The organism is Ureibacillus suwonensis, assembly GCF_042655065.1.
GTDB lineage: Bacteria > Bacillota > Bacilli > Bacillales_A > Planococcaceae > Ureibacillus > Ureibacillus suwonensis.
In genome coordinates this window covers 1-25387 of the sequence record NZ_JBHSNQ010000184.1, presented here as the reverse complement: position 1 = coordinate 25387, position 25387 = coordinate 1, and the positions used below count along the sequence as shown (strand labels likewise).

The window sequence follows — 25387 nt, the reverse complement described above, 5'->3', positions numbered from 1 at the left end:
ATAAAAAAACCGTTGTGATGTCTGTTATCAGATGGCATGGCTTCTGTTCGTGACATCTTACCTCAACTCTTGGATTTCCTTCAGAGTAAGCCCGGTGATTTTTGAAATGTATTGGATCTCCATCTGTTCCGCCAACATTTTTTTGGCAATTTCCACCTGCAGCTTTTTTGCGCCCTTTTCAAAGGCTTCTTCTTCCCGGCGCTTTGCTTCCCGCACTTCCACTTCCACATCAAGGGTCTGCTTCAATCGTTCTTCATAGGCTTCCATTTCTTCTTTTGATTGGCTCAACTCCCGCCAACGGTTTAATGCCGCCCGAATATAGTCATCCCTTAAAGAGATCAAATCCAGCTCCTTGTAAATGTCGTGGTACACATTTCCGTTGCGATGGTCGACGATGGAAAGCAAGAGAAGCCATCTTGCTTTTGCGTCGTTCCACGGGTCGACTTTTTTCGCTTCAAAATCCCGTATCAATTTTGGATATTCGATAAAGTGCAATTCAAAAGCATCGGGGAGGGGAGTGCCGGCATGTTGCTCCTGCAATAGATAAACCGTTTGAAAGTTTTCTGTTTGATTGAATAATGCGTAGCTTAAAAAGTTGATGAAAATGACGGGATGCAAGTCGTTTTCCTTTTGGTCGGCATAGGCTTTCGTTGCGTAATAAAGAGATCGTTTCACGATATCGAAACGATTAAAAAAGTTGATTAAGATATGCAGTTTTTTGCCGTCTTTGGATATGCCGGTAAAATGAATGGGTGCCAGCGGATTTTCTTCAACAAAGGGATTGGAAATCATGGTGATGCGTTGAATTTTTTGTCTCGGTTCCCGTTCCAGGATTTCATTTAAAAAGGTGAGTGTCACATTGTGCAGCTGTTCCCAGCCAATCACCTTCAGGAAGGAGACATCAATTTTCAAATCCATCCATTTTTGAAGTGCCGCTTTTTTGTAGTGGCTCAAACGGAATCACCTCGAAGGAATCAGGAATTCATCATAATTTACTTTATCGTTTATGGTCCGGGGCTATGACAGCGGTCTGCGGATGAACAGAAGAAAGACAAGATTCCTTTGGGAGATGATAAGTTTTTGCCTTTGCAATTGTTGTATGGTTGAGTGATCACTTTTGAAAGAAATATGCAAAAGTGTGGCAGCTTTGAAACATGGATTGATTCGAATATGCTTATGATTGAAGCATTTGCATGTGAACATTTTTATTATATTTGGATAATCTTAAGCTTTGAAAAAAGAGAGGGTATGTCCATTCGGCATCAATAGTCTTGAAAGGATATTTGGATTTATTGTTGTTTGATACCTTTTATTCATTAGGTCAGTCATATATGGACAAAAATGGATAAAAGTGCTATTGTAATAAAAAATTTTTTAAGGGGTGTATGGAATGGCAGTGGAACAAAAAGTTCGCGAGTTGCAACATTTCATCAACGGCAAGTTGGTATCCGGCACCAGTGGCCGTTTTTCCAATGTGTATAATCCGTGCACAGGAAAAGTGATTGCACAGGTGCCGCTGGCGACCCGTGAAGAAGTGAGACAAGCCATTGAAGTGGCGAAAAAGGCATTTCCGCAATGGAAGGCGTTGTCAGGGGGAAAACGGGGAGAGATTGTACAGAAATTCCGCCAATTGGTCAAAGAAAATGATGAAGAGTTAATTGAAATCATCTGTGAAGAAAGCGGGAAGACAAAGGAAGACGCCCGCGGAGAAATTCAGCGCGGTTTGGAATCGGTGGATCTTGCCATTAACGCGCCACATATGGTCAAAGGGGAATATTCGGTGAATGTCGGCGGCGATATCAATATGTTTTCCCGGAAAGACCCGCTTGGGGTCGTGGCCGCCATTTCACCGTTCAACTTTCCTGTAATGGTGCCGTTAGCGCAAACAAGCATGGCGGTGGCTGTTGGGAATGCTGTGATTTTAAAACCATCTGAAAAAGTGCCGATTTCTGCCCTCTATCTTTCGAACCTTTGGAAGAAAGCGGGATTGCCGGATGGTGTATGGACGGTGATTCATGGCGATAAAGAGGCGGTCGATGAATTGCTTGAAAATGAAACGGTAAAAGCCGTCCATTTTGTAGGTTCCACCCGGGTGGCAGAGTATATTTATCAAACAGGAACAAAATTCAACAAACGGGTGGCAGCCCTTGGCGGCGGGAAAAATTTCATGATTGTCATGCCGGATACGGATTTGGAAAAAGCGGCGAACGCCTTCATCGGAGCAGCTTATGGAGCGGCTTCCCAGCGTTGTATGGCGCTTTCGGGGGCGATTCCGGTCGGCAAAGAAACGGCCGATCGATTTGTGGCCATCTTAAAGGAGAAAATTGGGAAATTGAAAGTTGGTCCATATACAGATGATGAAGTGGATTTTGGCCCGGTGATTTCAAAAGAGTCCAAGGAAACGATTCTCGGATATATTGAGCGGGCTTTGAAAGAAGGGGCAAAACCCGTAACGGATGGACGCAATCCGGAAATCGCAAAATCTTCAAACGGTTTTTATCTGGGTCCAACATTGCTGGATGAAGTGACGCCGGAGATGGAAATTTTCAAGGATGAAGTATTCGGCCCTGTGCGGATTGTTGTGAGAGCCGATTCTTTGCAGGAAGCGATTGATATCATCAACTCCCATGAGCTTGGAAATGGTGTTACCATCTTTACGAATAATGGCGCAGCAGCCCGCAAATTCCAGGATGAAATTGAAGTGGGAATGGTGGGGGTCAACGTGCCGATTCCGATTCCGGTGGGCTATCATAACTTCGCCGGCTGGAAGCGTTCGAATTTCGGCACGGGTGTTATGTTTGGACCGGAACAGGCGAACTTCTTCACCAAAAGAAAAACGATTTCCGAAAAATGGCTGGATGTGGGCGAGGACTCCCAAGCCAATTTCGCCTTCCCAAGCAAATAGCTGTTGGCCTGGTCAGTTATGAATAAAGCGGCCTGCTGGAGAGGGACACTCCTTCCAAGCGGCCTTTCATTTTGAGGAATATTTGATGAATGACAGTTTCGGGCATGTATGGGAAAATCTTATAGAATACGTCTATTTCCAACAATAACTTACACTAAGGGGTTTCACAATGAAAATAAGAGAGTTTACATTGACCACTGTGTTTTTGGCAATCATCCTATTATTTGCTCTAACACCTATTGGATTTATCCATCTAGGAGTGATCAAAGCAACAATCATCCATGTTCCAATCATTATCGCCTCGATTATATTAGGTCCGAGAATCGGGGCATTTCTGGGGCTTGCCTTTGGAATTTCGAGTGTCGTCACCAATACGATGGCTCCGACGCTTTTATCCTTCGCCTTTTCTCCGGCCGTTCCGGTTTTGGGGACAAGCCATGGCAGCATATGGGCGTTGTTTATTGCCATCGTGCCAAGGGTGATCGTTGGGGTTGTCCCATATTATCTTAATAAAACGCTTCAAAAGGTATTGTCGAAGGAGAAATGGTCTTTATTTCTGACAGGTTTGCTGACCACCGTTTTGCACACTTTTCTAATCATGGGTTCGATCGCTTTGATCTTTCATGATGCGTATGCAAAAGCGGTCAATGCGGATGGGATAAGCGGAATTATTGCGGCCGTTTTAATGGTATTTTTCACAAACGGCATCGCCGAGGCGACACTGGCTGCCTTTGCCGCAGCATTGGTGGTTCCGCCATTGTTGAAAGTGGCGAATAAATATTGATTGGGTTGCTTGAAAACAGTACGGATGAAAAAAGGAAAAGGAGACGGGGAATCCCGAAATCCTTTTCCTTTTTTGATGAACTTATTTTTTGATGAACTTATTTTTGTTTGATTTTCTTCCGATAAAGATAAAATCCGATTCATAAGACCATGAGGATGGCAAAAACATAGTGACGAGTAGATTTGGAATATCATAAACTTTGGCACATCTGGCTTGCAAATAAAAAATTCTTCATGATTTTTGCTAATTCCTTTGAAAGTTTCAATAAATCTATTAAAATATGTAATTGCGTGTGGTTATGAATGAAGGAAATAGATGAAAGGGACCAGTCGAATTTTGTTCGGCTGGTCTCTTATTTTTGAGTAAAGAATACAGAAATCGTTGCAAATGGCAGAAAAAGAAATCCATTTCCTGTGAAAAAAGAGGAATTTTTGAATTATTTCCCGAGAAATGTCTTTTTGATTGTCGAAGGTTCAAGAATAAACCAAGCAGATTTTCTCGATGATTAAAGAAGAAAGCGGAAAGCCGTTTCTGGCATTGGCGGATTTGCGGAAAAACGCTGGAAACTTTACCAAAAATACTTAAATTTCTCCATAAAATGATAAAAAATCTATTTGTGTCTTTACAATTCAAATTTACAGAATAAAATGAAAATTACGTAGATTTGAGGAAGGGGGAAATGAGTGGATGGTTCAATATAGAGCGGCAACGATGTCGTTGAATGGCATGGTAACTTCGCCACATTATTTGGCATCACAGGCGGGCCTCTCCATTTTAAAGGAGGGGGGAAACGCAATCGAAGCGGCAATAGCGATGGCTTCGACAATTGCGGTGGTTTACCCGCACATGAATGGCATTGGGGGAGACAATTTTTGGCTTATTTATAATGCCAAAGCGAAAGAAGTGAAAGCCGTTAACGGCAGTGGCAGGTCCGGCAAAAAAGCAAACATCGGATTTTACCGTTCCAAAGGATATGATTCCATTCCCGCCCGTGGACCGCTTGCGGCAAACACGGTGCCAGGAGCGGTCCGAGGGTGGGACACGGCTTATAAGTACGGACAAAAGGCAATGGGAAGCACACTATCATGGCGCAAGTTGCTGCAACAAGCGATCCACTATGCCAAGGAAGGATTCCCGGTAACGCCAAGCCAGCACCATTGGACGAAAGTCAATTTGGATGAAGAGGACCAAAATTTCCGGGCATTGGGCCGATTTGAAGAGTTTGCCCGCATCTTCCTAAAGGATGGCAAGCCATATGAAGTGGGAGACGTCTTCATCCAGGAAGATTTGGCGATTACGCTGGGGCTCATTGCAGAGAATGGGGCGGACTATTTTTACGATAGTGAATTGACGGATCGGATGGCGGAAGATTTGCAGAAGCACGGCGGCATATTGACGAGGGAAGATTTCAAAAATCATACGAGTGAATTGGTCGAACCGATTTCCTTGCCATATCGAGGATATATGGCCTATAATCTGCCGCCGAATACGCAGGGAATGGCGTCCTTATCCATCTTAAATATATTAAATCATGTGAATTTAAAAGAGATTGGGGAAGGTACAGCAGAGTACTACCATCTACTGGTGGAGGCCATAAAATACGCTTTCCGGGACAGGGACGCTTACTTGACAGATCCGGCTTTCCACGACATTCCGTTGAGGGAATTGCTGAGTCCGGATCGGGGTGCTGCGTTTGCCGAGAAAATAATGAAAAGCAGGCATGTTTCGACATTGTCCGCCTTGGATCCGAAAGGCGATACCGTATGGTTTGCGGCAGTGGATAAAGAAGGCAATGCGGTTTCCTGCATCCAGAGTATTTACCATGAGTTCGGTTCCGCCTTTATTCCAAAAGGAACAGGGGTGTTATTCCAAAATCGGGGCTGCTTCTTTTCTCTGGATGAAAAGCACGTAAATTCTTTGCAACCAGGTAAACGCTCCTTCCATACGCTCAATTCCGCAATGCTCATGAGGGATGGAAAGCCGGTGCTGCTTTACGGAACAATGGGCGGTGAAGGGCAGCCCCAAACCCAATCGCTGCTTGCAACGCGTATCATCGATTACGGCATGAATGTGCAAGAAGCCATCGAAGCTCCAAGATTTCTATATGGACGAACATGGGGAGCAACTTCCAATACGCTAAAAATGGAAAGCAGGATTCCGGAAAAAGTGCGTAAAGAATTGGAAGCGTTCGGCCATGAAGTGGAAACGATGGAAGAGTTGACGGAACTGATGGGCCATGCCGGAGCTATTTACATCGATGAAAAAGGCGTCAAATTTGGCGGTGCGGATCCCCGTGGAGATGGGGTGGCTTTGGGATATTAGCGGGAAATAAGAAACTGAAAATGGATTTTTTATTAAAACGATGGGCAAGTTGAGTATATCATTTGAACCCTAACCACAATAAAATGGAAAGTTTTCTGACTTGAAAGGGGATCAATCATGGCAAGGCAGAAAGAAATCTTTATTGCCTTCTTCCGTTCCGGCATATTGGGCTTTGGCGGAGGCCCGGCTTCCATTCCCTTAATTGAGCATGAAGTGGTGGATAAGTATGGTTGGATGACAACAACGGAATTCAGTGAAGTGCTGGCATTGGGAAATGCTTTGCCCGGGCCGATTGCAACGAAAATGGCCGGATACATCGGCTATGAAGTTGGAGGTATTCTGGGAGCGATTGTGGCCTTGTTTGCGACGGTTGGCCCTTCACTAATGGCAATGCTGATTTTGCTCAACATTTTATACCGCTATCGCCAATCCCAAAGGGTGAAAAGGCTGTCCAGCTTCGTGCTGCCGGCGATTGCGGTATTGCTTGCGGAAATGACTTTTGATTTTGCGAAAACTTCCTATGACATGATCGGATTGATTGCCACATTCCTACTCATCGCGGGAGCATATATTGCCCTTGAAAAATTCAACGTTCATCCTGTTTATGTGGTAATGATTGGACTGGGAATTGGCGGTATATTTTTATAAATAGGGAAATAGACAAGTTTTTGGGGGGCATCCATTCGGAGGCCTTCCATTTTATTCACTGTTTTTACTATAAAAAACATAAAAATGATAAAAACCATTATTGGTAGTAACAAAGTCTTTGTAAATTTTTAGTCATAGTAATAAAGTTTTAAAAAATTTTTACTAATTAGACATTTGAATTGAGCTGATAGTTATATATAATGAATGATAGTTGTTAATAAAAGCATGATTTTACTATCGAGGTGGCAAGGTCGATAGAATTTGAGTGGGCACGTGGTGAGATCGATGATTAATTTAAGATTCAAAATAATTGTGATTATCGTTGTTTTATCCATACTTAGTTCGTCGTTGATAGCGGTCATAAACTATATACACCTAAGGGATCAAACAATAGAGGAAAATGAATTGGAATTTACCAGGATTGAAAAAACAATGAAAGATTCTATCGAAACTTATGAAAAAGCGATTCAACTGTTGGATAAAAACACCGCTGTTGCAATGGAAGAAAATACGGGCAAGATTATCCGGGTGTATAATGAAAATCCGGATTTTGATGAATGGGATTTTCAGGAATTATATAAACAATTGGGGATGCACATTTATATCATCAACGAAGAAAATGTGATCACTCATGGCAGTTTTCCGGATGATATCGGACTCGATTTTAATGATTGTTGCCAAAAACTTGCGTCTTTATTGGATAAACGGAGAGAGTCGGGACAATTTTATCATGATGCGATGGATATCGAACAAAAAACGGGGAATGTAAAAAAATATAGTTATATGGCTACGCCCGATAAAAAATATATTATTGAATTGAGCTACAATTTAAATGAAAACGCCGTTTACAATGCTTTCAATTTTTTTTACACCATTGATGAATTAAAAAAATTATATCCCTATATTTACGATGTCAACATTTTAAATATTGGCGGACTGGCTTTGGGTAAGTCGCTCAACGAAAGAAGTTTGACGAAAAAAGAGCGTGAATCCTTCGAAGCGACGTTGACTTCAAAAGAAACGAATGAACTAAAAGGGGATTGGCGGGGCAAAACGGCCACTTTCCGGTACATATATTACGATTCGATTTTTGATGAAGATTTCGCCCAGAACAAAGTCATAGAAATCATCTATGATGATCGACTTTGGAGCGCCAATCTGGTCCAATACAGAAAAATGTTTATCGTTCAACTGTTCATTATCTTCAGCTTTGTTTTTGTAATTTCCTTTGTCATTGCAAGACCGATGTATTTGGCCTACCATGACCGATTGACGGGACTGGCAAACCGCTCCGCCTTTGATGAATTAAAGTCAGCGGTAAAGGCGAAAAAAGGAAAGAAAACGGCATTTTTCATGATCGATTTGGATTATTTTAAAGTGGTGAATGATGATTTGGGCCATCAGGCAGGTGATACGCTTCTGAAACAAGTGGCCAATATTATCCGTTCGGTCATTCCAAAGAACGGTGCGGTTTATCGCTACGGAGGCGATGAGTTTGTCGTTATCCTGAACTCCACGACAGATGAAGAAGCGGAAGAAGTGGCGAGGAACATCATTAAAGAAATCAATGATTTCATTGAACAATATAAGGATGTGAATAAAACAGGGGTTTCCGCCAGTATCGGCATCTCCTTTTATCCGGATGATGGGGATACAAAGCAAATGCTGTATAAAAAGGCGGATATGGCTTTGTATGCCGCAAAGAAAAAAGGGAAAGGCCAATATGCCATCTTTCAAAAAGACCACGAATAATGGGAATTGGACGTCTATAAGGCGTCCAAATTTTTTTGGAATTTTTTATTGTAAAGGGTGCTTGACGTAAAGCTTATTTTACATTATCCTTTATATTAAGGGAGGAAAAAACTTGAAAAATCATCTAGCAAAGTTCAGACAAGAATTCGGATATTCGCAGGACAAGTTGGCTGAACTGTTGGGGGTATCGAGACAAACCATCATTTCCATTGAAAAGGGAAGATATAATCCTTCTCTTCCGTTGGCATTGATGATCGCCAAATTGTTCGATTCAAAGGTTGAAGATATTTTCATATTGGAAGAAAAAGATTTTAAAAAGTAGATGAAGGTGGTGAAACATATGAAGGGGGATAAAACAAGCCAAATTGTATTTTGGATTGTTGGATTTCTGCTTCTTTTATCCAGTGTTTTGATAAGCATAGTTTCGCTTACGTTTGGCAAGTTTCCAGCCGGGCATGAAATTATGTTGTTTGGGCTCAGTATCGTCACACTTTGCAACGCCTATTTATATCCCCAATTCAAGGCCAATGATGAACGTTCCAAACGGATTCGGGAAAAAGGAATGTTTGTAAGTTATTTTTTTATTATGGGATATATATTAGTATTGATGCTGCTGTTTGAATTTAATGTACTCCTTTTAAACGGTTATCAGACTGTGTGCGTATTGGCGACGTTGATCATGATAACGGTTTTTTCATCTTTCGTTGTACTGTCGAAACGTTATTGATAGTTCAAAAGAATATTTGTACTTTTTCTGCATGATAAAATAAAGAATATACTAGAGGAGCAATCAACATGGATTTACGCCAACAAATCGAAAACTACATTCCCTATAATGCACAGGAAGAGAAGGACAAAGAACTCATTCTCCGCTATATGGATACGTTTGATAATTTACTGACGAGGGAGAATGAATTCGCCCATTTTACCGCTTCTGCATGGATCGTGAACAGAGACCGTACAAAAGTGTTGATGATCTATCACAACATTTATCAATCATGGTCTTGGGTTGGGGGGCATGCGGACGGAGATGCCGACTTATTGAGAGTGGCCATCAGAGAAGCGAAGGAAGAAACGGGACTGAAGCAGGTGAACCCCGTATTGAATGACATATTCTCAATAGAAATTTTAGGCGTCGCAGCCCATGAAAAACGGGGAAAACATGTGGCAACGCATGTGCATTTGAATGCCACTTATTTATTGGAAGCCGATGAACTGGAAACATTGCACATCAAGCCGGATGAAAACAGCGATGTGAAGTGGTTTGCATTGGATGAAGCGGTGGAAGCGAGCACGGAAAGGGATTTGCAAGTGGTGTACCGCAAGTTGAACGAAAAATTGCGTTTATTACAGAATAAATAATAGATTTTGTAGAAAAATATTATACTGTGCAAAATAAAAAGAACCGCAATCGATTTTGCGGTTCTTTTTTATGGAGCATACCGGGCTCGAACCGGTGACCTCTACACTGCCAGCGTAGCGCACTCCCAACTGTGCTAATGCCCCGTTCATAGAGTATTATATGCAATTTCATAAAATTTTTCAATATGGTTAAACTATAAAAATCAGTTATTTCTGTATAACGATAGTTTTTTTCTATTATATTCATAAAAATCTTTTATTAGACGAACGTATAATACATCTTTACAATTGAAATTAAAGGGCTTGTTCATAAAATGTTCAAAAACTTGAAATGGAAAATTTTGTGTATTTTATGTTCGTAAATGGTAAAGTGAATTCTTAAAATTACTATATATACGAGGTGACTAGTTGATGGAAAAAGACTTAAGCCAATTTATTAGAAACAAAGCATTTTTAGACAAAATCGTTTCTGCCGAGGAAGCGGCGTCTTGGATCAAAGATGGCATGAACCTTGGTATGAGCGGATTCACTCTTTTTGGTGAGCCAAAAGTGTTCCCAAAAGCACTTTCAGAGCGCGGTAAAACAGAAAAATTCAAAGTGAATGTGTATACAGGCGCGTCTTTGGGTCCAGCTGCTGACCAGGCAATGGCGGAAGCGGATATCGTAAACTTGCGCGTTCCATATCAGGCAAACCCTGTAATGCGTAAGAAAATCAATTCCGGCGAAATGTATTATATCGACCAACATTTATCTCATACAGCGGAAGAAGTGCGCAAAGGCACTTTAGGAAAAATCGATTACGCGATTATTGAAGCGGCAGCAATCACAGAGGATGGACTTATCATTCCGACAGGTTCTGTAGGTAACTCTCCGATTTTTGTCGAAAAAGCTGAAAACGTTATCATCGAAGTGAATATCGCTGCTCCTAGAGCGTATGAAGGTTTACATGACATTTTTATCCAAAAGGAACAAGGTGAACGTAAAGACATTCCACTTTACAATGCTTCCGACAGAATCGGTGAAATTGGAATTCGTGTAAATCCGGAAAAAGTAAAAGGTGTTATCATTTCTGAAGAGCCGGATATTCCTTCACCTCTATTCGAACCAAATGAAGAAACACAAGCGATTGCAGACCACTTGATCGACTTCTTGAACAAAGAAGTGGAAGAAGGAAGATTGCCAATTTCATTGGCTCCACTGCAATCAGGTGTAGGTTCTGTTGCCAATGCGGTTCTTAAAAACATGAAAGATGCGCAATTCAGAGATGTAATTGTGCACTCTGAAGTGTTGCAAGACGGTATCTTTGACTTGATTGATGCGGGTATCGTGAAATTCGCTTCCGGTACTGCGTTCTCACTTTCCAAAAAACGTGTTGATTCATTAGCGGAAGACTTGGAAAAATATAAAGATAAAATCATGTTCAGACCACAAGAGATTTCCAACAATCCAGAAGTGATCCGCCGTTTAGGGGTTATTTCCTTCAACACTGCGTTGGAAGTGGATATTTACGGTAACGTAAACTCTACTCATGTAAGTGGCACACATATTATGAACGGTATCGGCGGTTCTGGTGATTTTGCGCGTAATGCAAGAATTACTATTTTCGTAACGCCTTCTTTAGCAAAAGGCGGAGCAATTTCAGCAATTGTTCCATTCGTTTCTCATGTTGACCATACAGAACATGATGTAGACGTAATCATCACTGAACAAGGTTATGCAGATCTTCGCGGACTTCCTCCAGTGAAGAGAGCAGAAAAAATCATTGAAATTGCTCACCCAACATACAGACCTCAATTGCGTGCATACTTTGAAGAAGCGAAAGAAAAAGTGGGTGGTCAAACACCTCATATCTTAGAAAAAGCCTTCTCCTTCCATCAACATTACAAAGAAAAAGGTACAATGTTATTTGAAGAAGCAGAAGTAAAATAATGTAAGTTGAGAAAGGGTTACGCATATTGTACAACGTAACCCTTTCTTATATTTTATAAGGAGAATAGAGAGGGGATATTTGGGGGTACTTAATTGAATCTGAATCAAAAAGCGATTGAATATTATGAACGAAATGCATACGGGAAAGCGATGGACCTGTTCCATGAGGCATTAAATCAATATAGAGATGTGCAAGCATTGAATAATCTTGCATGGATGTATCTTTATGAAGAAGAGGACGTTGATCAAGCCTTTGAACTGATTCAAGAAGCGGTTGCATTGAATCCCGCGTCTCGTTTCCCTTATAACATTTTGGGGGAAATCCATATTAAACGGGAAAATTGGAAAGAAGCAAAAGAGGCATTGGAGAAGTCCATATCGATTCAACCTTCCAGTGAAGCGCGAATCAATTTGGCGGCGGTTTATTATCAACTGGGTGAAATGGAACCTGCTGCGAAATATTATTTGCAGTCATCGGAAGATCCGGATATTTCAGAAGAAGATGCCGACCTTTCAATGTATTGCTATATAAAATGTTTGATCGATTTGGGAAAATTCCAAGATGCAAAAGAAGCATTGGATTGTTTTTTCCGGAACAAAAAATCGGAGAGTTCTATAGGAGAAATTGAAATTGCCGATTTATATATTGAGATAAATAATTACAATGGAGCGATTTATTGGTTTGAAAAAGGATGCAATGATAGCTTGAGCAGTCCTTATTGGATCAGCAGATTCGCTTATGCTTTGTATAAGATGAACCGTTTATCCCGGCTGGATGAAGTGATCAAAGAGGCAATTGCAACAACAAACAAAAGAATAGAAGAAGTGTTGCAAGAGGAAACGGATGAATACTGGACGGAGAATGATCGGAAAGAGTTGATAGAAACCTGCAGGGAAGAAATCGATTATTATGGACAATTGAAAGAGAAGTTGGTTTCGGGGTATATTCCGAAATTCCTGTTTGCCGCTTATTTTACCGGCGGGTGCTATTTGTTTGGATGCAAGCAACATGGGCATCCTGAATACAAAAAAATATAAGCGGCAGGGAGTCAGACACAATCATAAATAGGGAGTGGATGATATGGTGGATGTACGATACCCGATTGGGGAATTGAAAGTTCCTGAAAAAGTGACTCTGGAACAGGTACAGAAATGGTTAAAGGACATTGAAACATTTCCGATTCGCTTGAGAGAAACGGTGGGCGTATTGAATGAGGAAGAATTGAATAAAACGTATCGCGAAGGTTCTTGGACTGTCCGCCAGCTAGTCCACCATATTGCGGATGCCCAAGTGCACATGTACATACGTTTGAAGCTGGCACTGACGGATGACAATCCCGATGTGGCGGTATTCGATGAAAATATTTGGGCAGTCTTGCCGGATACGGATCTTTCGGTGGAAAGTTCCATAAAAATCATCGAAGGATTGAATGAGCGGATTGTTTCATTGGGAAAAAGCCTGACGGAGGAACAAATCAACCGTACTTATAACCATCCAATCAACGGAAAAACGGCCGTGGGAGCTGAATTTGCGAAATTATATTGGCATGAGGAACATCATTTGACCCATATCAGAATAGCATTGTCATAATATCCGATGGGCATGTCAAAGTTCGGTGGCCGGGTTTTTATAAACAACCAGTCTGACACAAAAGGTTCAATATTGGAAAATCATCGGTTTTTTTCAAAACAATAAAGTTGACTATGCAAACCCCATTTATTAATGTTGTTCATGATTAAAATTTTAGAGGCGAACTTTATGAAACAGGAACTATATTGTGTGTTTTGCAAATTGATGAGAGAACTGGGTGAAAAGGATCCGCTGACATTTCATCATTCGAATAGAGTGACAAAAATCGCAGTGTTTTTTGCAAAGGAACTGGGTTTGTCAAAAAATGAGAGAAAAAAGTTGGAAGTTGGCGCTTTGCTGCATGATATCGGCAAAATAAAAATCGATGGTGATATTTTAAATAAAAATGGAAAATTGACAGATGAAGAATATGAACAGATCAAAAAACATCCTTTGTATGGATTTGAGATTTTGGAGAATAATGGATTATCCGATGAGATATCCCAACTGGCCTTATTCCATCATGAACGTTGGGATGGAAAGGGGTATCCGTATGGTTTGGCAAAGGAAGAAATTCCTTTTCTTTCCCGGTTATTGGGCTTGGCGGATACATTTGAAGCCATGACCGGATTAAGGCCATACCGTAAACCGTTCACATGGAAGGAAGCATACGAAGAAATCGAAAGAAATACCGGAACCCAATTTGATCCGACATTGGCGAAGGAATTTTTAAGATGGATGGAAAAGAAAGATTTTGAGAGCACGGTTCAATCCGTTTTTGTCAGATAGGCATTTTGTATTAGTAATCCAATTTCTAAGAAAAGTATTTATAACCACTTTCACTTTGAAACCTTTTAGATGGGCTTTCGTTAAGGGGAGGCTTTCCAATATGAGGTGACAGAAGTGCAAAAGTGGTTTTTTTATTGGCTTCAATAATCAGGCATTCAACCGTTTGCCAAAGCAGGTTAAAGGGTTTTTTGTTTGGAGGAAAAAAGTGATTGAAAAATATATCGGCACCTGATATATTTATATCAACAGACGATATATCGGATGACGATAGGTGGTGCGAAAATGGATGAAAAAACGCCTCTGACAGAAGGAGTCTATTATATACTTTTGGCCCTTTATGAACCACGGCATGGATACGGAATCATGCAATATGTTTCCGAACTGAGCAAAGGAAGGGTGGAACTTGGACCGGGCACCGTCTATGGAGCCATCAAATCCCTTGTGAAACGGAAATGGATCCAGCCATTGGAAGAGGAAGGACGGAAAAAGGAGTACGTCATTACGGAAGAAGGAAAGCAAGTAGTGGAAGCGGAAATCCGGCGGCTGGCGGAGCTGTATCATAACGGATTATTCATAACCAAAGGAGGGCAATCGGAATGAGAAAGGTGAAATATCGTTTTTTTCTGGACTATGAAAAAGAAGAAAAATGGATCAATGAAATGGCAAAAGAAGGATGGCACCTTGAGAAATTTACAACCGGACGTTTTGTATTTACAAAGGGCGAGCCTGGCACATTTATTTACCGTAATGAGTTTTTGGGGAACTTATCGAAGAAAGAGAAAGCGGAATATTTTGAGTTCCTTCAGGACAGCGGCGCGACGATTGTGCATGAATTCTTTGGCTGGATCTATGTGAAAAAGCCGGCAAGTGAAGGAACGTTTGAACTGTATACGGATGCAAGCTCCAAAATAACCTATCTTAATCGCATCTTAAATACGTTTCTTGTTCTTTTTTTGGCCAACATTGCCGGTGCAGGGACGAATTTCACGTTGTTGGGGCAATCGGACACAGGGGTTATGCATGGAGTGGTTGCCTTCTTCAATTTGTTTGTGGCGGTGCTTTTATCCATTCCGATGATGAAAATCAACAAGAATAAAAAGAAATTGCAGGAACTTTGAGGGAAAGAAAAAGCCCTCTTCCGTTGATGGAAGGGGGACTTTTTTGTGAAAAAATATGATGGATCACAGTTTGGTATAAAAAGTTGGCGGTTAATGGAATAGTTCCTTGGAAGTAAAAAGAAAAAAGAATTTTACAATGGCTTTGTAGATAGAAAAGAGGATGGAAAATTTATCAAACCTGCCGTATATTTGAGAAGATAGATTTCTCTTAATATAAGTAGGTGAATGATTTGCAATTATTGAAAATACTTCTTGGAGCGATTTTCATTTTGTCGGGATCGATATTGTTTGGGCTTGTCCATGCGGCCATCACCATTCATTCAGCAGGATATACGATTGAGAATTTTTTCTATAATGTATATTGGACGAGAAACTTGGTGCCGTATATATTGGGCGTTCTTCAATTAATCCTGGGTATCCTATTAATTGTTTTGGGATTAAGAGGGGAAAAGGCAGTGGAAGCGGAGGAAGCCGCAGGGCAAGAAAAATAGATTTCAGCCATCAGGAAGAAGAAAAAGGGTCAAAATATGAGGTAGATAATGTGCCGGTTCATTATAAGGCAACAAGGAGATTCAGCCATGGAGTATTATAAGTTTTTGAGACAATATGTAGGGACAAAACCATTGATTTTGCCGGGTTCAGTGGTGATCATCGGCAATGGAAAGGGAGAAGTGCTTTTGCAAAAACGCCCTGAAGGAAGATGGGGGCTGCCAGGAGGATTGATGGAGCTTGGGGAAAGCTTTGAAGAAGTGGCTGAGCGGGAAGTGCGGGAAGAAATTGGCCTCGAGATCCGAAATTTGCAACTCCTGCACGTCTTTTCAGGAAAAGAATTTTATACAAAAGCCCCAAACGGAGATGAATTTTACAGTGTAACCGCCGTGTTTTACACCGAGGAATTCGGAGGAACCCTTCAATTTCAGCACGCTGAAACCCTCGAAGTCCGTTTTTTCCATAGGGACCGTCTGCCGGAGAATATGGTGGGAAGTCATCGTATGTTTATTGAGCGACTCGGGAGTTTATAGTAAGTTTAGTGTATTGTTTGATTTCTGTTTTTGGGACGTCAAAAAGAATGCACCTTTTCCAACACCAACGGCATTCGAACAGGTACATTCCAAAATTGAGAAAATTATATTTAGTGGCTCTTTTCTGTTTTCAAAAGCGATAAACCCGAATTCAAACAACGTATATCATTGATTGGCACCTCCCTGTAAGAGTGATGCATTACAGAGGAGGTGCTATGGTTTCCAATCGATTACAAGAAAGTATCTGTAATTAAAAATAGGAGAGTAGGACACAATAGACAGCCTAAACCCGTATAGAATGTGGCTGTAACAGCGCCATAAGGAACCAACTTAGGATCAGTTGCTGCCAAACCGCCCGTTACGCCGGAAGTTGTCCCCATTAATCCGCCATAAACCATGGCAGACGTTGGATTATTTAAACCGATGAATCTGGCGACAAATGGAGTGCCGATCATCACTAATACGGATTTTACTAAGCCGGCTGCAATACTGATGGCAATCACTTCTGAACCCGCATTTAATGCGGCGCCTGTCACCGGACCCACAATATACGTAACGGTTCCGGCGCCGATGGTTGTAATGCTCACCGCATCCCGGTAGCCGAACACAAATGCGAAGATCACCCCTACAATAAAGGACAACACGACGCCGATAAACAGGGAGATGACGCCCCTAAAACCGGCTTTTTTAATTTCATCAAAGTTTGCACCAAAGGAAGTGGCAACGATGGCGAAATCTCTTAACATACTGCCTCCTAAAAAGCCCATTCCTGCTAAAACGCTTACATCTGCAATTCCTTTCGAGCCGCCAGTGGCTACCCCACCAAAGTAGGCCAATACCAAACCAATCACAATGGCAATAGCGGAGCCATGAATCCTGCCTTTTGTGAATTTATCGGATATGAAATAAGCAAACCACATCGTTAATCCGACTACAACAAATGCGGTAATCAATCCATTATTTGCAAATACATTTTTGATTAAATCAAGCATCCGTTTCCCCCCTCACGATGGCTTCATGAAAAGTTGATTCAGAATGTTTTTTTCCGCTGAGCAGGGGAACGCATGCCCAACTAATTACAACAACGCCGATCCCCGCAATAATGGCTAATGGACCGCCTGTTAAAGCGCCCAATACGTTTTGGCTGGCTGCCATCGCAATGACAACCGGAATATACATCTGATTCCAAAAACTTAAGCCTTCTAATGAAGGTTTAGAAATTTTCCCGGTTTTGATCAACTTATCGACAATAATGATTAAAAGCAGCATGGCAATTCCTACGCCACCAACATTTGAATCGACTCCCATCAATGCCCCAATGAATTCACCGACAATTGAACCAACCAAAAAACACCCAGCCAAAATGGCAACACCATAAATAACCAACATTTAACACCCCTTTTCGTGAATTAATAGAATATTCAGTCGACTGTATATTTGTAAGTATCATATTTCATGAAAAGAAATAAATCAATAATAAATTTGAACTAAACAGAAAAAAAACGAATTTTCGATTGAAAATGTGCATTTCCTGTATTATGATTTATGTACACAGTCGACTGTATATTTAAAAAATACAGAATATAGGATAGAGAAGTGATGAACATGGAATTTTTTATTAATTATCCATCAGATAACGCTTTATCAAGAATGGTTGCGGAAAAAATCATCGAGCAAATATTAAAAGGGGAATTAAAACCGGGGGATAAAATTGTTGAAAGCACTTATGCCGAATTGTTCAACATCAGCCGCTCTCCAGTTAGAGAAGCGATTTATTTGCTCACTACAGAAGGATTAATAGAAAGAATTCCAAGAAAAGGTGCTTTTGTCAAAGGTTATACACTATCCGAAATTCAAGATTTATTAGATATTCGAAATAATATCGAGCTATTATCAGCGAAAAAAATTCGAGATCCACATAAAAAACAAGATTTATTAAAAGAATTGAAGCTTATTTTGGATGAAATGGATGACTGTTGCAACCGACTGCAATACGTATATCTTAACTACGCATATCACTATACGCTCATCAAATTTAGCGAAAGTTCCGTATTAGAAGAAGTGTATAGTAAAATCAGCCTTCCTCTTATTCGAATTCAAAGCATTCACTTTTCATTAACGGAAGCGGTAGAAAACTCGAAAACAGAGCATCGAAAAATGTATGAGTTTTTAAAAGAAAATAGAGTAGAAGAATTTATTTCACTGCTTCGCAAACATACGGAAGATGTGATTACAAATGTTAGTAAAATTTTATTCTAGAGAGGAGGCTTATATTGAAAAGTGCTTTTCTCTTTCCAGGGCAAGGTTCTCAATATGAAGGAATGCTCTATGATTTACCTGAAGATCCAGCCGTAAAAGAAATTTTAGAAGAAAGCGAAGAAATATTAAATATTTCCATTGATTCATTGCATACGAAAGAAGCTCTCTCTTCAACCAAGGCGGTGCAACAATGTTTATTAATTGCTTCTGTCAGTGCCTTGAAAGTGTTTGAAAAAAATGGGCTAATCCCTCATTTTGTTGCGGGCCATTCCGTAGGTGCATTTGGAGCAGCTGTAGCTTCCGGCGTTATTTCATTTGAAACGGCATTAAAGTTAGTCACCAAACGAGGAGAACTCATGGAAAAAGCCTATGATTTGGGGTACGGAATGGCTGTCGTATTAGGATTAGATGAATATAAACTATCCGAAATCGTTAACGAGTTATTCGATGAAAAAGAACCGGTATATGTCTCTAACCGAAATGCGCCAACTCAAATAACCTTGTCCGGTTCCATCAAGGGTTTAGAAAAAGTCATTGAATATGTGAGAGCCAATGGCGCTGCGTCAGCCCATCTGTTAAATGTATCGACGCCTTCCCACTGTCCGCTGTTTCAACAGGTCAGTGAAGAACTGATGAAGGAATTGGATCATTGCGACCTGAAAAATCCGAAAATTCCGATATCAAGCAACATCAATTCAAGATTATTAACGACGGCTGATGCGGTAAAAGAAGACTTGGCAAATAGTATTTGTTATCCGGTTCGATGGCATGATGCCGTCAACTTGCTATATGAGATGGGAGCAAAATGTTTGATCGAAATGCCGCCGGGGAATGTTTTATCGAAGTTGGCCCAACAAGCATTTCCTCTTGTTCAAACGCTGTCTGTCTCAATGAATGGAATAGATGATTGTTTATATGTCATGTCAAATCAATAAAGGGGTGTTCATAAATGGTGATTTCAAGTGTGGAAATGGAAAGGAAATCTTGGACTACAAGAGTCGAAGCGAAAAAGAAAACGATCGAAAGCGTCCAAGGTCTTGTTGACGGAGTGATTATTCCGACCGAGCGCATAGTAGAAGTTTTGGAGCGCTTAATCAAACCTGGCGATCGGGTGGTACTGGAAGGGAATAACCAAAAGCAAGCTTCGTTTTTATCTAAATCTTTAGTGCAAGTGGATCCGAAAAAAGTTCACGATTTGCACATGATTATTTCAAGTATTTCAAGACCGGAACATTTAGATATATTTGAATATGGAATTGCCAGAAAAATAGATTTTTCTTATGCGGGTCCACAAAGTCTCCGCATCGCTCAAATGATAGAAGACGAAAAAATAGAATTAGGCGACTTGCATACGTATATCGAGCTGTATGGGCGATTGTTTGTAGACTTAATTCCGCAAGTGGCTCTTGTTGCAGCAGATAAGGCAGATCGATACGGAAATCTTTATACTGGCCCAAATACAGAAGAAACGCCAACATTGGTAGAAGCTACTGCGTTCCGTGACGGCATTGTCATTGTGCAAGTAAATGAAATTGTCGATGAGTTGCCTCGTGTTGATATTCCAAGTTCATGGGTGGATTTTGTGGTTGTGGCAGATGAACCTTATGAACTGGAACCGTTATTTACGAGAGACCCGAGACACATTACAGATATTCAAATTTTACAAGCAATGATGATTATTCGCGGCATTTACGAAAAGCATGGGGTTAAATCGTTAAACCATGGTATCGGCTTTAATACAGCCGCTGTGGAATTGCTGTTGCCAACGTACGGTGAATCATTAGGGTTAAAAGGGAAGATCTGTACGAACTGGGTTTTGAATCCCCACCCAACACTGATTCCAGCAATTGAGTCTGGATGGGTCGAGAGCGTCTATTGTTTCGGCGGCGAGTTAGGGATGGAAAAGTATATTGAAGCAAGAAGAGACATTTTCTTCACAGGAAAAGATGGCAGTCTTCGCTCAAACCGAACTTTAGCCCAACTAGCTGGCCAATATGCAGTGGATTTATTTATTGGCTCCACTTTGCAAATGGATGCTTTAGGAAATTCATCCACTGTAACGAGAGGGCGAGTGGCCGGCTATGGTGGAGCACCGAATATGGGGCATAACCCTGGTGGACGAAGACACGCAACAGATGCTTGGTATAATCTCAAAACTTCTGATGATCCGCTGGCAAGAGGCAAAAAGTTAGTCGTGCAAGTGGCTGAAACATTCCAAGAAGCAAACAAGCCAGTATTTGTCGAATCTCTTGATGCTATTCATGTTAAAGATCAGGCAAAGCTACGAGTGGCGCCAGTGATGATTTATGGAGAAGACGTAACACATATTGTGACGGAGGAAGGAATTGCTTACCTTTACAAATCAGATAGTATGGCTGAAAGACGAGAAATGATTGCGGCGATTGCAGGGGTAACACCGATTGGCATGGAGCATAATCCGAAATCAACTGAAAAATTGCGAGAGAAAGGGCTTATTGCAATGCCTGAAGACTTAGGAATTCGCCGTTCTGATGCCAAACGTTCATTGCTTGCCGCTAAAAATATTGATGAACTCGTGCAATGGTCAGGAGGATTGTACAACCCACCAGCTAGATTCCGCAGTTGGTAAGGAGAGGGGGAGACAAGTGATCGATGCATACCAATTATCATCCACATTAGCAGAATTAGCAGTTGCCTCACTCATTGAGGAAGTCTCGCTAACTCCTAAACCTGGGCTTGTGGACCGAAATGACCAAGGTTCACATGATGATTTAACGTATCACATGATGATTGAGTCAGCGCAAAGTTTACGAGAAACCTTTTATCAAATGGCCTTTGAGTCATATGGTGAAAAGCCTTCTCAATATTTGCGGGAAAGAATCGGTGAGATTGGTAGACAAGGCGAAATGAGGATGTTTCAAGTGACAAAGGGCGTCAACACCCATAAAGGAGCCATTTGGTCCCTTGGATTAATAACAGCCGCGGCAGCCATCCATTTTGGAGCGTGCGATGAAGAGACCCTTTGTTTTACTGCGGGTGAAATTGCGCATTACGAAGATCGTTTTATTCCCTTTCAACGGACAAATGGCATGAAGGCGATTCAAAAATATGGAGTTTTGGGTGCGAAGGCAGAGGCACAACTGGCTTTTCCCCACATTCGCCATTACAGTTTGCCGGAATTCAAGTCATCGGTACAACGTTATAATTATGAGATTGCAAAGTTTCGCGCGTTACTGGCGCTCATGGCAAATTTAGATGATACGTGCCTATTGCACCGCGGCGGAATGGAAGGTTTAATATTTGCCAAACGGTACGCAAAGAAGGTTCTGAAAAATGGGAATTTAGAAGAACTGGAAGACATGAATGAGCAATTTGTGAAGCGGCATTTATCGCCAGGAGGGAGCGCTGATTTACTGGCCGCCACCATTTATATCTATAAAATTTGTCAAACGCAATATGCACATCAAATGGCAGTTGTCACAACCAGCTAAAAAAGGGGAGAGGTAGAGTGGAGAAGTTCACATATTCGTTTCCAGCAACAAAGAAAATTACAAATCGAGCCCATGTTGGCGTTGTCGGATCAGGTGATTTGGAAGTGCTTGTGGAACCGACTGATGATAATCAAGCAGTATTTGAAATTCGTACGGGGATTACGGGCTTCCAAGATACGTGGAAAAAAGTCATCGAGCGTTTTGTCAGCCTAAATGATGTTTCAGCCCGCATTACGATTAACGATTTCGGGGCAACGCCGGGAATCGTTTCCCTTCGTTTGGCACAAGCAGTGGAGGTGAGTGGAAATGGTAAAGGTTATGACGAATAGTTTAGTAGAAAGTTTTGCGCGGGAAAGGGCATTCCAGCTGCTGGACCAAGGAAGCGCTTATGAAATTTTAGGCCCTTTTGATCGGTTTGGGTCTCCGCATTTGGAAAAACAAAACATCGTCCCTCAATTTGATGATGGCATGATTATTGTAAAAGGAAAACTGAATGGCAATGATGCCGTCGTGATCTCCATTGAAGGAAAATTCCAGGGCGGCGGAATTGGGGAAGTGTCGGGAGCCAAGTTCGCAGGCACATTGGAAAAAGTCTTAAAAGAATGCAAGAAGGGCAATAGGATATACCCTATTATCATTTACGATACAGGTGGAGTGCGTTTGCAAGAAGCGAATTACGGCTTGCTCTCCATTGCGGAAATCAGTGCGGCCATCGTGGAATTGCGCAAGTATGTGCCTGTTGTCGGCATCATTCCAGGAAAAATCGGATCGTTTGGCGGCATGTCGTTAACAGCGGGACTATGCAGTGCATTGATTATGACGCGGGAAGGCCGATTGGGAATGAACGGACCGGAAGTCATCCAGCAAGAAGCGGGCATTCGGGAACTGGATTCCAAAAATAACCCATTGATATGGAAAATGATTGGTGGAGCAGCACGCAAAGAAGCTGGATTGATTGATATTTTGGTGGAAGATGATGTACAGAACTTTAAAGAAGCGATTTTGAGCGTTTGGAACGGAGAAATTGAACTCAAAAATAGAACAAAACAAATTGATTATTATTTATCGTTATATAAATCTTGTACATTGGAAGAAAGAATATTGCCAGAAGTTGCAAGGGAATTGTTAGCGGCAGGAACTGAAAGGCAAAATACAGAATTGCCGGTTCCAACAGAAGTTGTACAAAGCACAGGGAGAAAGTGGTTCGACTTATTAACGGATGGGAAGCCGTCCATAAGTGAAGTTCCGTCGGTATTAGTAGCAGATACAGCGATAAATGGCATCAAAGCACGCGTCATTGCGGTTGTACCAAATCCGGAAAGCATTTATTACCGTGCCCGGAAAGGGGAAGTTGGTTTATTGGAAGGATGGACCATCGCAAAATATGTGCAGCAGGCGATTGATGAGGACTGCGATGCAGCCGAAAAACGGCTAATTATTCCGATTGTCGATGTACCAAGCCAAGCCTTTGGTTATCATGAAGAATTGCTCGGCCTTTATTTGGCTTGTTCCGCGGCAATCGATGCTTATGCAACAGCGAGACTTGCAGGGCATCCAATTGTGACGGCGATTGTTGGAAATGCGATTTCCGGGGCGTTCTTGTCCCATGGCATGCAAGGGAACCGATTAATCGCTTTAAATGATGATGGCGTCAACGTCCATGTGATGTCGAAAAAGTCGGCGGCAATCATCACGATGCGTTCCATCGAAGAACTGGATGAAGCAGCGAAGGAAGTTCCGGCGATGGCTTATGATATCCAATCATTCCAAAAGCTTGGAGCACTCTATCAATTGCTGGATGGGGTAAATGGGAAAAATCCAAATGATGATGACAAAAAGGTGTTAATGGATGCTATTATCGACGCATATCACGACATTCAAAAGCACAATGATCGAGATTTATCTTGCCGATTAACATCTGAAATTGCTAAAAACGGCGGCAGAGCGGCTTCGATTAAGGTAAGAGAGATGATTGAGGCGCAATGGAATTGAAGGTACATGATATTGTGAAATTTGAAAGCATTGATGTTCTCGAAAAAACAACGCCGATTCCAGATTGGGTGTTTAATGCACCTGCAGCGAAAAGCTTTGGGGTAGTCAGAAGAATGCCCATTATGGACGATATGGTTCCCATCGGTTTACGCGGCAATACAAGAGAACAACGCTTCGGAACGTTTATTCATAAAAGCCGTATTGTAGAAGTGATGACGCCTGTGGATTTAGTGGATCGAATTGAAGGATATACCAATAAAATACATCTTCCCACTTTGAAAAAAATAAAAGAGGATTTTGAACAATTCAACTTACTATGGGGGCCGACTGGAAGCGTCGGATTTGAGCTCGCAACGGGTATTTCGGTGACGACAGAAAGAAGCGATATTGACGTATGCATTTATATGGATGTAATAGATAGGGAATTGCTAGTAGAAGTAGGGAAGTTTTTAAAAACGTTGGAGCGAAGAGTCGACGTACAGGTTGAACTGGCTTCTGTCGGTGCGTTTTTATTACATGACTTTTTAAAACACGAAAAATTAGGGTTTGTGATAAGAACGCCATTTGGCCCCCAATTATGCACGACAGTGGAAAACCGAATTCGATTGCTTGTAAATCATTAAAAGAGATGCGAAGGCGTCTCTTTTTTTATTGTAAGTTGATTGCTTCGTAAAACGGGACAATAAGGGAAAAGGCATGTAAGAGTGGAAATGATGGTGGGGAGTGATAGGAGGTTTGTTGGAAAATTACTATAAAAATACATGTTAACATTGGAAACCTTAATAATTAAAAGGTTTCTTTTTTTGTTTAATACTAGGGCTGAATAAAAACTTTTGAATTTATGGTTATAATTAAAGTTAGAAAAAATTTTTAATTGAAAATAAGAGTTAATAAAAAGTGGGTGTAGTAAGTGGATGTAAAAACAATGTGGTTAAATGAGATTATTGAATCTTTGAAAGATCTTGGCGGAACAGGCACATTAGAAGAAATTTATGACCAAATAGAAAAAAGAAGAAATATAAATTTAGATAAATATACTGATTGGAAGGCACAAGTACGAAGAAATATTTATCAACATTCGAGTGATAGCAAAGAAGGGGTATTTAGAGGCAAACCTGGAGATAGGAATGACCTATTTTATACAGTAAAAGGTAAGAGAAGTGGGGTATGGGGGTTAAGAAATTACATGATTGAAAACGATGTATCTATAAGAAAAGGTATTGTTAAAATAATGGATGAATATTTAGTAGAAAAATCTAAACCTTTAAAAGCTAATCCTTTAGCTAATTTTGTAAGACACCAAATTACTAATGAATTCAAAAAGTTGCCATTTTTAAATGAGAGTTTTGCAAAATTAGATTTTTATTAAAAAGAGTTTTAAAAGAAACCCAAATAAATTGGGGTATTTTGTATCTTTGGTTTACAAATATTCTGTTTGTCCTTTTTTGGGCGTACTTGCAGAATT

The 25387-nt window shown here is 41.0% G+C and carries 27 protein-coding genes and 1 tRNA gene; 24 read left to right on the top strand and 4 right to left on the bottom strand.

Annotated features, from left to right (window positions below; translation table 11 throughout):
- Positions 1–57: 57 nt before the first annotated feature.
- Complete coding sequence (locus tag ACFPOH_RS14435; RefSeq protein WP_390310351.1) at positions 58–954, bottom strand: Rpn family recombination-promoting nuclease/putative transposase; 897 nt, start codon at positions 952–954, stop codon at positions 58–60.
- Positions 955–1390: 436 nt separating this feature from the next.
- Here ACFPOH_RS14435 and ACFPOH_RS14430 point away from each other — a divergent pair, with 436 nt between their 5' ends.
- From ACFPOH_RS14430 to ACFPOH_RS14395, 8 genes are all read left to right on the top strand, one after another.
- On the top strand, positions 1391–2905 hold the full coding sequence (locus ACFPOH_RS14430; protein WP_390310349.1) for a CoA-acylating methylmalonate-semialdehyde dehydrogenase: 1515 nt from the start codon (positions 1391–1393) through the stop codon (positions 2903–2905).
- Positions 2906–3074: 169 nt separating this feature from the next.
- Positions 3075–3689 (top strand): ECF transporter S component, encoded by a 615-nt coding sequence (locus tag ACFPOH_RS14425; RefSeq protein WP_390310347.1) that lies wholly within the window; start codon positions 3075–3077, stop codon positions 3687–3689.
- A gap of 687 nt (positions 3690–4376) precedes the next feature.
- Positions 4377–6011: a gamma-glutamyltransferase gene (gene ggt, locus ACFPOH_RS14420; RefSeq protein ID WP_342470527.1), complete on the top strand. Its 1635-nt coding sequence runs from the start codon at positions 4377–4379 to the stop codon at positions 6009–6011.
- A 117-nt stretch (positions 6012–6128) separates the two neighbouring features.
- The gene (locus tag ACFPOH_RS14415; RefSeq protein WP_390310345.1) at positions 6129–6659 is read left to right on the top strand and encodes a chromate transporter; all 531 of its coding nucleotides are present in this window, start codon (positions 6129–6131) and stop codon (positions 6657–6659) included.
- 432 nt (positions 6660–7091) lie between these two features.
- Entirely contained in the window at positions 7092–8411 is a 1320-nt protein-coding gene (locus ACFPOH_RS14410; RefSeq protein WP_390310344.1) for a GGDEF domain-containing protein, read from the top strand.
- A gap of 112 nt (positions 8412–8523) precedes the next feature.
- Positions 8524–8733, top strand: coding sequence for a helix-turn-helix transcriptional regulator (locus ACFPOH_RS14405; RefSeq protein WP_342470523.1), 210 nt, complete (start codon positions 8524–8526; stop codon positions 8731–8733).
- Positions 8734–8751: 18 nt separating this feature from the next.
- The gene (locus tag ACFPOH_RS14400; protein WP_342580811.1) at positions 8752–9138 is read left to right on the top strand and encodes a hypothetical protein; all 387 of its coding nucleotides are present in this window, start codon (positions 8752–8754) and stop codon (positions 9136–9138) included.
- 68 nt (positions 9139–9206) lie between these two features.
- The gene (locus tag ACFPOH_RS14395) at positions 9207–9773 is read left to right on the top strand and encodes an NUDIX hydrolase (protein ID WP_342580812.1); all 567 of its coding nucleotides are present in this window, start codon (positions 9207–9209) and stop codon (positions 9771–9773) included.
- 71 nt (positions 9774–9844) lie between these two features.
- Here the strand turns inward: ACFPOH_RS14395 and ACFPOH_RS14390 are convergent.
- Positions 9845–9917, bottom strand: a tRNA-Ala gene (locus tag ACFPOH_RS14390).
- A 267-nt stretch (positions 9918–10184) separates the two neighbouring features.
- Here ACFPOH_RS14390 and ACFPOH_RS14385 point away from each other — a divergent pair.
- The 8 genes from ACFPOH_RS14385 (at position 10185) to ACFPOH_RS14350 (ending at position 16201) form a co-directional block, all read left to right on the top strand.
- Positions 10185–11702, top strand: coding sequence for a succinate CoA transferase (locus ACFPOH_RS14385; protein ID WP_390310343.1), 1518 nt, complete (start codon positions 10185–10187; stop codon positions 11700–11702).
- A gap of 93 nt (positions 11703–11795) precedes the next feature.
- The gene (locus ACFPOH_RS14380) at positions 11796–12740 is read left to right on the top strand and encodes a tetratricopeptide repeat protein (RefSeq protein ID WP_342470519.1); all 945 of its coding nucleotides are present in this window, start codon (positions 11796–11798) and stop codon (positions 12738–12740) included.
- Between the two features lie 46 nt (positions 12741–12786).
- Positions 12787–13293, top strand: a complete 507-nt coding sequence (locus tag ACFPOH_RS14375; RefSeq protein WP_342471189.1) for a YfiT family bacillithiol transferase — start codon at positions 12787–12789, stop codon at positions 13291–13293.
- A gap of 168 nt (positions 13294–13461) precedes the next feature.
- Complete coding sequence (locus ACFPOH_RS14370; RefSeq protein ID WP_342470518.1) at positions 13462–14061, top strand: HD-GYP domain-containing protein; 600 nt, start codon at positions 13462–13464, stop codon at positions 14059–14061.
- A gap of 282 nt (positions 14062–14343) precedes the next feature.
- Entirely contained in the window at positions 14344–14661 is a 318-nt protein-coding gene (locus ACFPOH_RS14365) for a PadR family transcriptional regulator (RefSeq protein WP_342470517.1), read from the top strand.
- Positions 14658–15179 (top strand): DUF2812 domain-containing protein, encoded by a 522-nt coding sequence (locus ACFPOH_RS14360; RefSeq protein ID WP_342470516.1) that lies wholly within the window; start codon positions 14658–14660, stop codon positions 15177–15179. Before ACFPOH_RS14365 ends, ACFPOH_RS14360 begins: the two co-directional genes overlap by 4 nt.
- 230 nt (positions 15180–15409) lie before the next feature.
- Entirely contained in the window at positions 15410–15670 is a 261-nt protein-coding gene (locus ACFPOH_RS14355) for a hypothetical protein (protein WP_342470515.1), read from the top strand.
- A gap of 87 nt (positions 15671–15757) precedes the next feature.
- Positions 15758–16201 carry an NUDIX hydrolase gene (locus ACFPOH_RS14350; protein ID WP_342470514.1) on the top strand — a complete coding sequence of 148 codons (444 nt, stop codon included), beginning with the start codon at positions 15758–15760 and terminating at the stop codon, positions 16199–16201.
- A gap of 230 nt (positions 16202–16431) precedes the next feature.
- On the opposite strand, the gene madM is transcribed toward ACFPOH_RS14350, so the two are convergent.
- Together madM and madL are read right to left on the bottom strand one after the other, a co-directional pair.
- On the bottom strand, positions 16432–17193 hold the full coding sequence (gene madM, locus ACFPOH_RS14345; protein WP_342580816.1) for a malonate transporter subunit MadM: 762 nt from the start codon (positions 17191–17193) through the stop codon (positions 16432–16434).
- Positions 17186–17587, bottom strand: a complete 402-nt coding sequence (gene madL / locus ACFPOH_RS14340; RefSeq protein ID WP_342581865.1) for a malonate transporter subunit MadL — start codon at positions 17585–17587, stop codon at positions 17186–17188. The genes madM and madL overlap by 8 nt, the downstream gene beginning before the upstream one ends.
- Positions 17588–17800: 213 nt before the next feature.
- Here madL and ACFPOH_RS14335 point away from each other — a divergent pair, with 213 nt between their 5' ends.
- From ACFPOH_RS14335 to ACFPOH_RS14300, 8 genes are all read left to right on the top strand, one after another.
- A complete protein-coding gene (locus ACFPOH_RS14335) occupies positions 17801–18460 on the top strand; it encodes a GntR family transcriptional regulator (RefSeq protein ID WP_390310339.1) in 660 nt (219 codons plus the stop codon).
- A gap of 14 nt (positions 18461–18474) precedes the next feature.
- On the top strand, positions 18475–19395 hold the full coding sequence (gene mdcH, locus ACFPOH_RS14330) for a malonate decarboxylase subunit epsilon (RefSeq protein ID WP_390310337.1): 921 nt from the start codon (positions 18475–18477) through the stop codon (positions 19393–19395).
- A 14-nt stretch (positions 19396–19409) separates the two neighbouring features.
- Positions 19410–21068, top strand: coding sequence for a malonate decarboxylase subunit alpha (gene mdcA, locus ACFPOH_RS14325; RefSeq protein WP_390310335.1), 1659 nt, complete (start codon positions 19410–19412; stop codon positions 21066–21068).
- A gap of 16 nt (positions 21069–21084) precedes the next feature.
- Complete coding sequence (locus ACFPOH_RS14320; protein WP_390310333.1) at positions 21085–21930, top strand: triphosphoribosyl-dephospho-CoA synthase; 846 nt, start codon at positions 21085–21087, stop codon at positions 21928–21930.
- Between the two features lie 17 nt (positions 21931–21947).
- The gene (locus tag ACFPOH_RS14315) at positions 21948–22259 is read left to right on the top strand and encodes a malonate decarboxylase subunit delta (RefSeq protein WP_016838819.1); all 312 of its coding nucleotides are present in this window, start codon (positions 21948–21950) and stop codon (positions 22257–22259) included.
- Positions 22237–23922 (top strand): biotin-independent malonate decarboxylase subunit beta, encoded by a 1686-nt coding sequence (gene mdcD, locus ACFPOH_RS14310; RefSeq protein ID WP_390310332.1) that lies wholly within the window; start codon positions 22237–22239, stop codon positions 23920–23922. Before ACFPOH_RS14315 ends, mdcD begins: the two co-directional genes overlap by 23 nt.
- The gene (locus tag ACFPOH_RS14305) at positions 23919–24545 is read left to right on the top strand and encodes a malonate decarboxylase holo-ACP synthase (protein ID WP_390310330.1); all 627 of its coding nucleotides are present in this window, start codon (positions 23919–23921) and stop codon (positions 24543–24545) included. Before mdcD ends, ACFPOH_RS14305 begins: the two co-directional genes overlap by 4 nt.
- A 287-nt stretch (positions 24546–24832) precedes the next feature.
- Complete coding sequence (locus ACFPOH_RS14300) at positions 24833–25291, top strand: hypothetical protein (protein WP_390310328.1); 459 nt, start codon at positions 24833–24835, stop codon at positions 25289–25291.
- The last annotated feature ends 96 nt before the right edge of the window (positions 25292–25387 follow it).